Origin of the sequence: Bacillus thuringiensis (genome assembly GCF_001182785.1) — a bacterium.
Taxonomy (GTDB): Bacteria; Bacillota; Bacilli; order Bacillales; family Bacillaceae_G; genus Bacillus_A; species Bacillus_A thuringiensis_S.
In genome coordinates this window covers 631,896-646,376 of the sequence record NZ_CP012099.1, presented here as the reverse complement: position 1 = coordinate 646,376, position 14,481 = coordinate 631,896, and the positions used below count along the sequence as shown (strand labels likewise).

Below are 14,481 nucleotides of genomic sequence, written 5' to 3'. Positions count from 1 at the left end.
TTATTTCGTATATCGATATACAATTGATTCATATGGTCTTAAATTTAAATTATTAATGTCCACACTTGAATCTTTATAATTTGATACTACTACTTCTTGTTTCATACCATCTACTTGAACATGAACTGGTACGGAATATGTGATGTCTTCTCCATAAAAGTTATTTATAACAAGTAGTACTTCATTCTCTACAGTACGTGTATATGCCCAAATCTTAGGATGATTTTCATCTAAAATAGCATACTCTCCTTCTGTAATAACATCATATGTTTTTCTTAGTTCAATTAGTTTTTGATAATGATAAAATACAGACTCATTATCTTCTAATGCCTTCTCTACGTTTATTTCTTTAAAGTTTTCAGCGACCGAAATCCAAGGTGTACTTGTTGTAAAACCACTGTTCATCTCTTCATTCCACTGCATTGGAGTGCGAGAGTTGTCACGAGATTTCTGCTTTAAAATCCCTATAATCTCTTCTTTTGATAGCCCTTCTTTTAGCTTTATATCGTATATATTTAACGATTCCACATCACGATATTGCTCGATGGACTCAAATTTAGGATTCGTCATACCGATTTCTTCCCCTTGATAAATATAAGGCGTTCCTTGCAGCATGTGCATGGCTGTCGCTAACATTTTTGCAGATTCGTTTCGGTACTTTCCATCATCACCAAAGCGTGACACGATGCGAGGCTGGTCATGATTACACCAAAATAAAGCATTCCATCCTTCGCCCTTTTGCATTTCAATTTGCCAGTTAGACATAATCTCTTTTAATTTAATAAAATCAAACTCTGCTTTCGTCCACTTATCACCATTCGGATAATCTACTTTTAAATGATGGAAACTAAACGTCATGCTTAGTTCATTGCGCTCAGGGTTAGAATATTTAATACAATTATCAATTGTCGTAGATGACATTTCTCCAACTGTAATTACATCTTTTCCTTCAAAAACATTTCGGTTCATCTCTTGTAAATATTCATGAACACGCGGACCATCTGTATAATACTTGCGCCCATCACTTGTCGCAGTACTACCTTCATCGTTTAAGAAGCATTGGTCTTTTGAAATTAAGTTAATGACATCTAATCGGAATCCTGTTACTCCTTTATCCAGCCAAAAACGCATCATATCATATACTTCTTCACGAAGTTTTTCATTTTCCCAATTTAAATCAGCTTGTGTTTCATCAAATAAATGTAAATAATATTGCTCCGTCTTCTCATCATATTTCCAAGCAGATCCACCAAACTTAGACTGCCAATTATTTTTTTCATCACGCCAAATATAGTAATTACGATATGGACTATTTTTATCTTCCTTCGCTTCTTTAAACCACTTATGTTCAGTCGAACTATGATTTACAACAATATCAAGCATAATCTCAATGTTACGTACTTTCGCTTTTGCTAAAAGTTCTTCAAACTCTTCCATCGTTCCGTAAGATGGATCAATGCTGTAGTAATCACTTACATCATATCCATTATCATTTTGTGGTGATTGGTATATCGGTGTTAACCATATATAATCCACTCCGAGTTCTTTTAAATAATCTAGTTTCTCTGTAACCCCTTTTATATCACCGGTTTCTCTATTGTAATAACTATTAAAGCTCTTCGGATAAATTTGATAGACTACACTTTTATGCCAATCCTTCATGTTTAACTTCCTCCTACTTCTGTTTGACTCTTTTTGCAAATAACCATGTTAAAGTAAATGGGATTACAACTGCAATAATCATTCCTACAATAAAAATTGGAATCGATTTCGGAATGATAGAAATAAATGCTGGCAATCCGCCAATTCCGATAGCAGGTGCTAATACACCATTTAATGTAATGAATATCGCTGCCACAGCAGACCCTATAATCGCTGCATAAAACGGGAACTTATTTCGTAAATTCACACCAAACATCGCTGGTTCTGTAATACCGAAGTATGCTGAAATGGCTGATGTCGATGCCATACTTTTATCATTTTGATTTTTAGAAATCCAGAACATCGCAAGTGCCGCACTACCTTGCGCAATGTTAGAAAGAGCGATCATCGGCCAAATAAATGTACCACCATGTTGTGCAATTAATTGTAAATCAATTGCAATAAACATATGATGCATACCGGTAATTACGAGCGGTGCATATAATGCTCCAAATAATACTGCTCCAACTACTGGTACTGTTTCATATACACCTACTAATCCTACTGTTAATAAATCTCCGATATGACGTGTAACCGGACCGATAATTCCTAATGCTAACACACCTGTCACAACGATTGTTGTAATTGGTACAACTAATAATTGAATTGCATTTGGTACATGTTTCTTTAAAAAGATTTCTACTTTACTTAACACAAATGCAGCTACTAAAACAGGTAAAATTTGTCCTTGATATCCTACCTTCTCAATTTGGAACAGTCCTAAAATATTGAAGTACTCAATCTTTTGACCCTCTAAACCAGTCGCTGCTTTTCCATAGTCCCAAGCGTTTAATAAGGCCGGATGCACAAGCATTAATCCCATAACAATCCCTAGTATTGGACTACCACCAAAACGCTTCGTTGCTGACCACCCTACAAGTGCCGGTAAGAATACGAATGCTGTATTGGCCATCATATTAATTAAATCCCAAAGCCCACCTAAGTTCGGATAAACATCTAATAAATTTTTCCCATCAAAAAATAAGTCCTTTGCGCCTAATAGATTGTTAATACCCATTAGTAAACCAGCTGTTACGATCGCTGGTAATATAGGCATAAATACATCCGAAAATATTTTCACAAACTTTTGAGCTGGATTTAACTTCTGATTTCCAGAATCTTTTACGTCAGCTACAGTCGATTCTTCCATACCTGCAAGCGTTATCAATTCAGCGTAAACACGATCTACATCCCCTGGACCAATTACAATTTGAAATATCCCAGCGTTATGAAACGCTCCTTTCACTAATGAAACAGACTGCAATTTATCATTATCTATTTTACTTTCATCTTTTAAAGCGATACGGAGCCTCGTCACACAATGTGCTGCTTGTTCAATATTGTCTTTCCCACCAATATACTGCAACACTTCCTCTGCTGTTTTACGATAGTCTTTCCCCATATTCCCGTCCCTCTTTTCTTTTTTTGATACCGTTTACAATTACATATTAACTCGTATATATAAGTTAGTCAACACTCGTATATACGAGTTCGTGTTTTTTTTTATAAAAAAAGAGATGAAACAATATTTTGTTCCACCCCTTTACTTCCTACGTGCCACATCCGAAAAGTGAAAAATATCTAAACGGTGGCGTGATTCTGTATATTCAAATTGACTTCCATCATACAAATGTGTAAAGTTTTTCACAACGACAACATAGTCCGTTCCATTTAAATCTAAATACTTTCGATCATCCTCTGTACATGGCTGTACTTCGATTACCCTCTGTGAATAGCTAATATGTAGCCCTAATTCTTTCTCGATGTATTTATAAATTGACGCCGTTGCAATTTCTTTCGTTAACCCTGGAATAAACTCAGATACAAAATGATTTATATCTAAAATTACTTTTTCTCCATCAATATTTCGTACACGTTTAATATGGTCAATTTCTGTTTTTTCTTTCACGTTTAATAACTTTGCTACGTCTTTCGTCGCTTCGATTTTCTCCATTTCTACGACATCTGTAATACAATGACGCCCTAAACGTTCATTTTCTTCTTGAAAGCTTACAATACCACCGAAATTAAACTCAATGTTTTTTCGCTTTAAAACAAAAACACCTTTTCCATGAATTTTTTGCACATATCCACGCTCTTGCAGTAAATCTACTGCTTTTCTTACCGTACCTCGGCTTGCCTCATACTGCTTCATTAATTCTGTTTCTGATGGGATTTTGCATCCTTCTTTTAATTGCTTATTATCAATAGACTTACTGATTTCTGTATAAATTTGTTCATACTTACTCATCATCTACACTAGCCCCTTGTCACCTTCTAATTCTATATGTATTATACCATGCTACACTCTTCTGCCAATCTCTCACTTATTTTCCAGTATAGGAAAAATACAGGTGAATTTTTAATCTCTAAAACGGATTTTTATAAAAATTTTTATATTTTTCTTTTCATTCAAAAAAACATGTAGTATACTAACTTCAAAATCAGAGGAGAGAGGGAGCAAAGAACTATGCTTACTTATACAACAATTGTAGTTACATTTGCACAAAAACATCATCATCATACTTAACCCTTGAAACCTAGCGGAAAATTACGCGTAGGTACAAGGGTTATTCCCGTTGTACCTACGTCAGGCGAAGAGCCATGTAGGTATTTTTTATCTACATGGCTCTTTTTTTATTGTCAAAAAGGCTAGTAAAAAATGATGTTTAAGCAAAACTTACTACAAAGGAGTTAACAAAAATGGAAACGAAAAAATGGGGATTATGGGTTTTAACAGCATTTGTTATCGGGAATATGGTTGGCGGCGGCGTATTTATGCTTCCAGCAAATTTAGCACAAGTATCAGGTCCAATGGGTTCTACACTCGCATGGAGTATTACAGGCCTTGGCGTATTTATGATTGCACTTGTATTTGGAAATTTAGCGATTCGGAAACCAGAATTAAAAGCTGGACCACAAAGCTATGCTCAAGCGATGTTTCCTTCAAAAAAAGCTGGTAAAGTTGCAGGATATAGTATGGCATGGGGATATTGGGCTGCTAACTGGGCTGCAACAGCATCTGTTATTATTTCCTTTGCTGGATATTTATCAACGTTCTTTCCAGTTTTACAAAGTAAGCAAATTCTTTTTTCAATAAACGGATTTTCACTAGAACTCGGAAAAGGGTTAACTTTCCTCATATGTAGCCTTATGCTGTGGGGAATTCAATATATTCTTTCTCAAAATATTGATCGAGCTGGAAATATGAATCTACTTGCTACCATTGCAAAAATTATCGGATTTACAATGTTTATTGTAATTACATTATTCATTTTCAATGCCTCTAATTTCGGAGACGGTCAAACCTTTATGAATGAAGCTGGACAATCCATCTCGTTAGGTGGACAAATCAATTCAGCTGCTATTGCAACCCTCTGGGCATTTATCGGTATTGAATCAGCAGTTATGCTTTCTAATCGTGCAAAATCACAGCGCGATGTAAAAAAAGCTACGATTTTCGGATTAATTATCGCTCTTCTTATTTACATGTCAATTACTTTACTTACAATGGGAGCTCTTCCGCAAGATGCTTTAAAAGAGTCTCAAAAACCATTAGTAGACGCATTAAATTTAGCAATTGGAAATAAAGGTGCATATATAATGGCTTTACTCGCTCTTATATCTTTATTTGGATCTACAGTTGGCTGGATTGTTGTTAGTTCAGAAGTACCTTACCAGGCAGCAAAGAATGGACTTTTCCCTAAGTTTTTCGGGAAAACAAATAAAAAAGGTAGTCCTTCAAAATCATTATTGATTACAAATGTAATGACGCAAATCTTCTTATTTTCAACGATTTCTGGTACTGTTTCAGAAGCGTATAGTTTCGCTATCGTCGTAGCAACATTAGCCTATTTAATTCCATACCTTGTTTCTACTCTGTACCAATTCAAACTGGTTATTACAGGAGAAACGTATGATATAATGCCTGGTTCTCGAATAAAGGACGGGATCATTACTACATTGGCATTTGTATACTCAATTTGGGTTATCAAAACGGGAACTGCTGATTTAAAAACGTTCTTCTTAGGAATTGGATTGTTCGTATTAGGTCTTATTCTTTATCCCGTACTAATGAAAGACTCACAAAAAACGAATTAAAGAAAGAGAAGCTGTGAAGTGACCCCTAAAAGTTAGACACGGTTATTTCATTAGGCAGCTTGATAAAAGTGAGTCCGGTATTGTACCGGGCTCATTTTTAATTTTGCCTTAATCCGTTTCGTATTATAATAATCTATATATTTTTCTAATTCTATTTTAAAGTGCTCTACATTTTCAAATTCTTTTATGTAGAGGAACTCCGACTTCATAATCCCAAAGAAATTTTCTATTACTGCGTTGTCGTAACAGTTTCCTTTTCGAGACATACTCTGGACGATAGCTCTTGATTCAAGTGTCCGGACGTACTGTCTCATTTGATAATGCCATCCTTGATCCGAATGCATCAGTAGCTGGTGGGTTTCGGGTAAACGTTCCAATGCTTTCTCTAACATGTCTGAAACAAGCGAATACGTCGGTCTAGAACCAATTGTATAGGTAATAATTTCACCATTATACAAATCTAATACAGGTGATACATACAGTTTTTCTCCAAACAATTTAAACTCTGTGATGTCTGTTATCCACTTTTGATTCGGTGCATCTGTATGAAAATTACGCTCTAAAATATTAGGTGCAATTCTACCGACTTTTCCTTTATAGGATTTATATTTCTTCATACGCACAACACACTTTAACCCAAGCTCTTTCATAATGCGCTGAACCTTCTTGTGGTTCACTTTCTGGCCACGATTCGTTAATTCATCACGAATGCGACGGTAACCATAACGACCTTCATTTTCCTCATAAATCGCTTTAATCTCAGCTTTCAAATCGGCATCTACATCTGGACGATTCATTTTCTTTACTAAATCATAATACGTGCTTCGAGGAATAGTAGCTAGCTCCACGAGTGCCTTGACCGAATATTTATGCCTTAATTCATAGACTACTTGCGCTTTGTCTTGTTTTGTGATTTTTCCTTGTTTTGAACTAAGGCATTTAACTTTTTTAAGTACTCATTTTCCATCTCAAGCTGTTTAATGCGTGCTTCAAGTGCTTCGACTGATCCTTCAGCTAAAGGTTGTTTCAATTGTTTATTTGAATCTTTTTTCATGGATGGACGCCCCTTTTTCTTAGATTGAAGGGCATCAATTCCTTGTGTTTCGAGCTGTTTTTTCCAAACAGAAATCGTTGAAGGGGCAGGAATATTAAAGATAGCTGCCGTCTCAAATAAGGACATACCGTTTTCAATCATAAAGTTTAGTACGTCTAGTTTAAATTGTTGTGTGTAATTTGTACATCGTTTTAGAAAAGCTTCCAGACCATTCTGTTTATATTGGTTTACCCAATTCAAAATGATTGTGTCACTTATACCGAGCGATCTACCCAGTTCTCGATAACTTTCATTTCCGTTCAAATAACGTAGAACGATTTGTATTTTTTCATCAGCTGTAAATTTAGCCATAGAAAAACTGCACCTCCAATTGTTAGACTGTGTCTAACAATTGGGGTGCAGTTCACTGCTGGCTTCTCTTTTTTATTAAAAATCTGTAATTAACTTTTCTTTTAGCTCTCCTACAGATAAAGGTTTCGCATAATAAAATCCCTGTACATAATCACAGCTCATTGATTGTAATAAACTCTCTTGTTCTACTGTTTCTACCCCTTCAGCAACTACTGCTAAATTTAAACTATGAGCAATTTCAATAACAGATTTTACAATCGTTCGTTCTGGCTGTGCGTGATCATAATGAAATTCACGAATAAAATTACGATCAATTTTCACAATATCCAGTGGTAGTTGTTTTAAATAATATAAGGAAGAATAGCCAGTTCCGAAATCATCCAAAGCAATTAAAACACCCATATTTCTTAATTCTTGTAATGTAGCAATAATATAATCAAAATGGCGAACTGCAATGCTTTCCGTTATTTCTAATATTAAACGGTTCGGAGGAAAACCAGTTCTCTTTAAAATGCTACGTACAGACAAAATAAAACGTTTCTGCATTAATTGTTGTATAGATAAATTCACAGATAACTTTAGTCCTTCTTGATAATTTGGCAATGTTTTAAACAATCGGCATGATTTTTCTAATACCCAGTCTCCTAGCTTTATAATAAGTCCAGACTCTTCAGCTACGGGGATAAATTCGCTTGGTGAAATAGGTCCATCTTCTGTCATACATCGTACTAAAGCTTCTATACCAGAATATCTCTTCGTTTTCAAATCAATAATAGGCTGCAATGCTACATCTAACTCTTCATCACGAATTGCCTTTTGCAAAGCAAACTCAACTTTCATTCTGCGATTTATTTTCGCGCGTAGCTCATCTGTAAAGAAACATGCAGCATTTCTCCCCTGTTCTTTTGCACTATACATAGCTAAGTCAGAGTTTTTCAATAACGTTTCCACATCTTGTCCGTCTTGTGGATAAGAACAAAGTCCTAGACTAGCTGAAATGTATACTTCATGGCCTTCAAGCATAAATGGTGCCTGGAAACATGACAACACAGATGTCGCTAACTGCCTCATATCATCTTGTCTATGATTTTTTGTTAACAGCACAAATTCGTCGCCACCTAGCCTAGCCAGAACATCTTTCTCTCCTAGTACATAATGCAACCGTGAAGCAACTTCGCTTAAAAGTAAATCCCCTATCATATGACCTAACGTATCATTTACTAATTTAAAACGGTCCAAATCAAAGTAAATCATACCAAATTCTTTTTTATCTGCAATCAATTTATTAACGGTCGTTATTAATTGTAAACGGTTAGGCAAACTCGTTAAAGCATCATGATAGGCAAGTTCCCTATAACGACTTTCACTTAGCCGCAATCTATGTTCCGCTTCTTTTCTACTACTAATATCATTTCGAATTGCGATAAACTGGTATGGCTCTCCTTTTTCATTTAAAAATGGAACAATTGTTGTTTTGACCCAATAATATGTACCATCTTTTGCTCGATTCCGAATCTCACCTGTCCATACTTTCCCATTCAAAATACGTTTCCATAAGTTTTGAAAAAAGGTTTTCGGATGATGTCCTGAATTTAAAATACGGTGATCTTTTCCAATTAATTCTTCTCTTTTATATTTAGAGATTTCACAAAATTTATCATTTACATATGTAATAAGACCTTTTCGATCTGTAATTGCAACAATTGAAGACTCATCTAATGCTAACTTTAAATCTCGCAATGAAGAGTCATATAATGCATGACCTCTCTGTTCTAGCATGCGCATCTCTCCTTGCTTCCTATCTGACTAAAACACAACCTGTTTCTCTTCATAGAAATAGAGATATTTCATTTTCTAATACTAGCCCATTACATAAATTATCTTTTTAAATAGACCGATTAAAATAACATAATATTATTTGTAATAAAAAGCAATATTATACTGTTTCAATTATAACTAGTAGCTTCTCATCTCCCTAATTATCTCGTGCCTTATTATACTGCAATCCCTTTAAGTGGCTCTATCCAAGCCTTATTTCCAAATAAGTCCACTCATGTCTGGTTTCTTTGTTTTTTAATAACGAAATAGAAATTAGACCATACTAAATAACTATTCACGAATAATAATATGAAAACCTACATTAATGTATATGTTTTTGAATTACAATAACAAAATATTAACATATTTTCACCTTAATTTTGGAAGTATTTTATAAATAAATACCATATTAAACTAAAAAAGAGGATAGCCTCTTTTTTAGTTTAATATGAATAGGGTATTTGCTGATAACCTGGGTATGGCATTGGATACGCTACAGGGTATGGTGACGGATAAGTTACTGGATATGGAGCTGGATAATACCCTCCACTTGTTGTACCTGTTAATGCACCAGCTGTCAGTCCGCCTAACACTCCTCCTGCAAAGCTTCCAGGGAAAAATCCGCCTCCCCATGAACTACCACCCCAGCCCCAGCCGCCTCCGTGATGATGATGATGATCATAGTGATTGTGTCCTCCATGGTGATGCTGTCCGCCGTTATGATTGTGCCCACCATGATTGTGTCCTCCATGGTGATGATTCCGATAGTACAATCCATTATTTTCTATATAATTCATGTTTCTCCGCTCCTTTTCGATTTTTTCATTTTCATATGCATTAAGAGTGGGATAAAAATGTGATAGTACACTGTATGTAGGACAAATGCGGAAAGTATAGGTGAAATGTCTATATTTTGTAAAAAAAGCAAAACACCTTATAATAAAGATGTCATATTACATCTTCTATTTAGGAAGTCTATATTGAAAAAAGATTAGGGGAATTATATAGAAATGAAGAAGCCTATCGTTCAGTTACTATTAATATTTACAATTGTATCTATCGTTCTGTTCCTATTAAATACATCGTATATTTCGTTATATACATTTGTCGGTGCTCTATGGTCCATCACAATCGTAGGAATTTCATTCGTTATCTTTATAGAAAATAGATCTCCACAAAGCACATTGGCATGGTTTTTAGTATTAGCACTTCTTCCTATTATAGGTGTGCTTTTATACGCTATTTTCGGGCGCAGCCGCTGGAGAAGAAAAAAACATCTCCATCGTTCAGAAGAACAAAGAAAATTATTCCGTGAAATATTAGAAGGAAGAAGACTAGAGTTATTACTCACAGTCCCACTAAATGAACGTTCCCTACATTTAACAGAAGTCATACAAAAATTTGGAGGCGGTCCTGCCGCAGATAAAACAACTACAAAACTTTTAACAAACGGAGATCAAACATTTTCAGAAATTTTGCGAGCTATAGAGCAGGCAAAACATCATATACATATTCAATACTACATTTATAAATCTGATGAAATTGGTACAAAAGTTCGAGATGCTTTAATACAAAAAGCAAAAGATGGTGTTATTATACGCTTCCTTTATGATGGTCTTGGAAGTAACACGTTAAGAAGACGATTTTTGCAACCTATGAAAGAAGCTGGGATTGAAATTGTAGAATTTGACCCTATTTTTTCAGCTTGGTTACTTGAAACTGTCAATTATCGTAATCATCGAAAAATCGTTATTGTAGATGGAGAAATTGGTTTTACCGGAGGACTCAATGTCGGTGATGAATATCTTGGCCGTTCAAAGAAATTTCCCGTTTGGCGTGACAGTCATTTAAAAATAGAAGGAAAAGCATTATATAAATTACAAGCAATCTTTCTAGAAGACTGGCTCTATGCCTCTAGTGGTTTAAATACTTATTCCTGGGATCAATTCATGAATAGACAATACTTCCCAGGTAAAGAGATTTCAAATGCAGAAGGTGCTGTTCAAATCGTAGCAAGCGGACCAAGCTCCGATGATAAAAGTATTCGTAATACATTATTAGCTGTTATGGGCTCTGCAAAAAAATCCATTTGGATCGCTACACCCTACTTTATTCCAGACCAAGAAACTTTAACATTATTACGCTTAAGTGCAATTGCCGGAATAGATGTACGGATTTTATATCCAGGTAAAAGTGATAGCATCATTAGTGATCAAGCATCTCAATCCTATTTCACTCCGCTTTTAAAAGCTGGTGCTTCTATTTACAGTTATAAAGATGGTTTTATGCATGCAAAAATTGTACTCGTTGATGATACAATTGCAACTATTGGAACAGCGAACATGGATGTACGTAGCTTTGAATTGAATTACGAAATTATTAGCGTACTTTATGAATCAAAAACAGTTCACGATATTAAACGTGATTTTGAAGAAGATTTTAAACACTCAACTGAAATTAAATGGAACTCTTTCCAAAAAAGAAGTATAAAAAAACGCATATTGGAGTCTTTCATGAGGCTCATTTCTCCTTTACTGTAGGCAATCAACTTCATCTTGATTGCTTTTTCTTTTCCCTTTATCCTCCTTCCTTTTCTTTGCATACCATATTAAAACAAGTTATCATAAGATGTATTACTTTATGAAAATAATGTTAGGTGGGAAATACATGTTAGAACAATTTCATATACATGCTGATTTAAAACAACAGCTTTCTACGATTCATGAAAAGAATAAACAAGAAGCTGGTGAAAATGCTCATTTAATCGGTACTAAAATATATAAAGCATCTGATAATAGCATTATCGAAGATGCGATTACAGCACTTCTTCTTGGCAAGAACATTCTATTAAAAGGACCGACTGGTAGTGGTAAAACAGTACTAGCGGAAACACTTTCTTCTTTATTCCAAAAACCAATGCATAGCATTAACTGCTCTGTCGACTTAGATGTAGAAGGTATTTTAGGATACAACACACTACAAACGAAAGATGGTGCATCTGAAGTTTCATTCGTTAACGGTCCTCTTATGAAAGCAATGAAGAACGGTCACTTCCTATATATTGACGAAATCAATATGGCAAAACCTGAAACTTTACCGCTACTTCACGGCGCATTAGATTACCGTAAAATGATCACAAACCCATTTACACAAGAGGTTGTATACGGTGATGACGAATACCGTGTAATTGCTGCGATTAACGAAGGTTACGTTGGAACAAGTGAACTAAATGAAGCATTAAAAAACCGTTTCGTTATTATTGAAGTTCCTTACATTCAAGGTGACACATTAAAAGAACTATTATTAGCAGAATCAAAATTAAATGATGTTGCAACAATTGAAAAGTTTGTTGCATTTGCAAGCGACCTTATGCCTTTAGCTCGCGATGGACGTGTAAGTGAAGAAGCAGCAAGTATTCGTGGTATTATCGACGCATGTGATTTAGGTGTATATATTCCTGTTATGCGCGCTATTGAACGAAGCATAATTGCAAAACTTAATGATGAAACAGAACAAATGACTGTCCGTGAATTAGCAGAAAGTTATTTCTTTGAGGGATAATTTATGAGACAAATTTTTAGTGACAAAAAAATTGATGCGTCGCTGTTTCTACAAATGGAAAACTTAATGTATGCCCTTCTAAAAGAAGACGATGCCTATCTTGAATACGGCTATAAAGCATACTACGACGAAATTGAAAAGAAAGTTGTCATTAGTCACTTTTGGGATGATCGAAAAGAAGAAGATACAGTAATCGGATTAAAAAGCGAAGTGTTCTTAAAAGCACTTGGTAATAAACATTACTCGGACATGACTTTAATTCGTTCGTATGCGATTGAATTGCAAGAATCGCCCCTAAAAAAGTTTTTAACACAATTATTTGTTCTATTAGAAGATTTACGCGTTGAGGAAATCGTAAAGAACTTACGTCCTGGCACGAAACATATTTTTAAACGCCGAAAAGAAATGTACCGCAATTATTTCGGCTCTCAAAATGAAATAAACCGCGTTCGTAATTATCACGGTGATCGTCTATTTTGCCTATGCTATCTTTCATTAACGAGCGATAAATATGAAATGTTTAATAATGAATATTTTGAGCAAATTGAAGCGATTTTACATGAAACATTCCAAGCACGTAATACAGAAGATATTATGTATATCGTTGAGAAAATTCGCTATCGCTTAGAGGCGCTTCTTGAAAGTGATATGCTTAACAACTATTTCGGACATGCTCCACTTTACTTATCTGTTCTTGCAGACGAAAAGAACTGTCGCGTCGAAGATTTAGCAAATGATGATACGCAGCTTATAGATGACGATGAAAATAAAAACAAAATGGATGAAAGTTTCTCCACATGGCATCGTGAAAATAAAAATAACGAAAACGAAAACTTTTTACGCTTTGAATTAGAAAGCGGAACAAAAACAAACATGATGGGCGATACTGCTCGTGAATCAGAAGATGGCGACCAGGCACTTGGTTCTGTACAAGGTACTTCTCAAAAAAGTACACAATCCAACTTTGATGGCGCTGATACAGAAGAAGCAAGGGCTTCACACGCTTCTAGCCAGCACGACGGTGCATATGGGAAGTATAATGTAGGTGCTTCTCATACATTTAAAGAAGCTCGCAAAGTAAATATTGATGAGAAAAAAGATTACCAAGCTATCAAATCAGTCGTCAATAAAGATGTAAAAGAATTAAAGAAAATTATCGAAAAAACGATTGAAAATAAAACGAATGCGAATAGTGATAAATATTACGGAAGACTTCGTAAGAAATTCCTTCGTATTTATACCGAAAAACAACCGCGGATGTTTTATAAAAAAGGACAAGAGTCACAAGAACTCGATGTTGCATTCCAACTGTTAGTTGACTGTTCTGGTTCTATGTATAACAAAATGGAAGAGACGAAGAAGAGTGTTGTACTATTCCATGAAGCTTTAAAATCTTTAAAAATCCCGCACGCTATTAGCGGATTTTGGGAAGATGCCTCTAGCGCTAAACCTGAAGATAAGCCGAACGTTATCCATGAAGTTGTAAATTATAAAAACTCAACGTTACCAAACGTTGGTCCAGAAATTATGCAACTTCGTGAAGAAGAAGATAACCGCGACGGATATATTATTCGTATCGTTTCTGAAAAGCTTGCCAAAAGACCTGAGAAACACAAATTCTTACTAGTCTTCACAGACGGTGAGCCTTCTGCGCTCGACTATCAACAAGATGGAATTTTAGATACGCATGAAGCTGTTAAACTCGCGCGTAAAAGTGGTATAGAAGTAATCGGTATCTTCATCGAAGAAGGCGAAGCGAAAGAAGCAACTTATCAATTGATGAAAAACATTTATAACCATCACTTCTTAGTTGCAAATCATGCTGAAGATTTACGATTGAAGATTAAACCATTGCTGAAAAAACTATTACTGAAGACGATTGAATAGAAAATAGG

Annotated in this window: 10 protein-coding genes; 4 read left to right on the top strand and 6 right to left on the bottom strand. The window is 35.1% G+C overall.

Annotated elements, in window-relative coordinates:
• The 3 genes from treC to treR form a co-directional block, all read right to left on the bottom strand.
• Positions 1–1,662: an alpha,alpha-phosphotrehalase gene (gene treC / locus AC241_RS03290; protein WP_029441554.1), complete on the bottom strand. Its 1,662-nt coding sequence runs from the start codon at positions 1,660–1,662 to the stop codon at positions 1–3.
• Positions 1,663–1,675: 13 nt separating this feature from the next.
• Entirely contained in the window at positions 1,676–3,103 is a 1,428-nt protein-coding gene (gene treP / locus AC241_RS03285) for a PTS system trehalose-specific EIIBC component (protein ID WP_016083549.1), read from the bottom strand.
• A gap of 141 nt (positions 3,104–3,244) precedes the next feature.
• Positions 3,245–3,955 carry a trehalose operon repressor gene (treR, locus tag AC241_RS03280; protein WP_016083550.1) on the bottom strand — a complete coding sequence of 237 codons (711 nt, stop codon included), beginning with the start codon at positions 3,953–3,955 and terminating at the stop codon, positions 3,245–3,247.
• 449 nt (positions 3,956–4,404) lie between these two features.
• Here treR and AC241_RS03275 point away from each other — a divergent pair, with 449 nt between their 5' ends.
• The gene (locus tag AC241_RS03275) at positions 4,405–5,802 is read left to right on the top strand and encodes an amino acid permease (protein WP_043936509.1); all 1,398 of its coding nucleotides are present in this window, start codon (positions 4,405–4,407) and stop codon (positions 5,800–5,802) included.
• A gap of 50 nt (positions 5,803–5,852) precedes the next feature.
• On the opposite strand, the gene AC241_RS32490 is transcribed toward AC241_RS03275, so the two are convergent.
• The 3 genes from AC241_RS32490 to AC241_RS03255 all read right to left on the bottom strand — a co-directional run bounded on the left by AC241_RS32490 (position 5,853) and on the right by AC241_RS03255 (position 9,822).
• Positions 5,853–7,207 (bottom strand): IS3 family transposase gene (locus AC241_RS32490; RefSeq protein WP_155417044.1). Its coding sequence is split into 2 segments (ribosomal slippage): positions 5,853–6,754 and positions 6,754–7,207, totalling 1,356 coding nucleotides; the frame shifts between segments, so codons are not numbered across the junction.
• A 75-nt stretch (positions 7,208–7,282) separates the two neighbouring features.
• The gene (locus AC241_RS03260; protein ID WP_029441552.1) at positions 7,283–8,986 is read right to left on the bottom strand and encodes a putative bifunctional diguanylate cyclase/phosphodiesterase; all 1,704 of its coding nucleotides are present in this window, start codon (positions 8,984–8,986) and stop codon (positions 7,283–7,285) included.
• Between the two features lie 482 nt (positions 8,987–9,468).
• Positions 9,469–9,822, bottom strand: coding sequence for a hypothetical protein (locus tag AC241_RS03255; protein WP_043936510.1), 354 nt, complete (start codon positions 9,820–9,822; stop codon positions 9,469–9,471).
• Between the two features lie 213 nt (positions 9,823–10,035).
• Here AC241_RS03255 and AC241_RS03250 point away from each other — a divergent pair, with 213 nt between their 5' ends.
• The 3 genes from AC241_RS03250 to AC241_RS03240 all read left to right on the top strand — a co-directional run bounded on the left by AC241_RS03250 (position 10,036) and on the right by AC241_RS03240 (position 14,473).
• The gene (locus tag AC241_RS03250) at positions 10,036–11,565 is read left to right on the top strand and encodes a cardiolipin synthase (RefSeq protein ID WP_050842550.1); all 1,530 of its coding nucleotides are present in this window, start codon (positions 10,036–10,038) and stop codon (positions 11,563–11,565) included.
• A gap of 127 nt (positions 11,566–11,692) precedes the next feature.
• A complete protein-coding gene (locus tag AC241_RS03245; protein ID WP_000892973.1) occupies positions 11,693–12,586 on the top strand; it encodes an ATP-binding protein in 894 nt (297 codons plus the stop codon).
• A 3-nt stretch (positions 12,587–12,589) separates the two neighbouring features.
• Positions 12,590–14,473 carry a vWA domain-containing protein gene (locus AC241_RS03240; RefSeq protein ID WP_050842549.1) on the top strand — a complete coding sequence of 628 codons (1,884 nt, stop codon included), beginning with the start codon at positions 12,590–12,592 and terminating at the stop codon, positions 14,471–14,473.
• The last annotated feature ends 8 nt before the right edge of the window (positions 14,474–14,481 follow it).

What these genes read in the sequence shown, in the direction of transcription:
- treC (WP_029441554.1), bottom strand. Translation starts at nt 1,662, where the DNA reads ATGAAGGATTGGCATAAAAGTGTAGTCTATCAAATTTATCCGAAGAGC.
- AC241_RS03245 (WP_000892973.1), top strand. Translation starts at nt 11,693, where the DNA reads ATGTTAGAACAATTTCATATACATGCTGATTTAAAACAACAGCTTTCT.
- AC241_RS03240 (WP_050842549.1), top strand. Translation starts at nt 12,590, where the DNA reads ATGAGACAAATTTTTAGTGACAAAAAAATTGATGCGTCGCTGTTTCTA.
- AC241_RS03275 (WP_043936509.1), top strand. Translation starts at nt 4,405, where the DNA reads ATGGAAACGAAAAAATGGGGATTATGGGTTTTAACAGCATTTGTTATC.
- AC241_RS03260 (WP_029441552.1), bottom strand. Translation starts at nt 8,986, where the DNA reads ATGCTAGAACAGAGAGGTCATGCATTATATGACTCTTCATTGCGAGAT.
- treP (WP_016083549.1), bottom strand. Translation starts at nt 3,103, where the DNA reads ATGGGGAAAGACTATCGTAAAACAGCAGAGGAAGTGTTGCAGTATATT.
- AC241_RS03250 (WP_050842550.1), top strand. Translation starts at nt 10,036, where the DNA reads ATGAAGAAGCCTATCGTTCAGTTACTATTAATATTTACAATTGTATCT.
- treR (WP_016083550.1), bottom strand. Translation starts at nt 3,955, where the DNA reads ATGATGAGTAAGTATGAACAAATTTATACAGAAATCAGTAAGTCTATT.
- AC241_RS03255 (WP_043936510.1), bottom strand. Translation starts at nt 9,822, where the DNA reads ATGAATTATATAGAAAATAATGGATTGTACTATCGGAATCATCACCAT.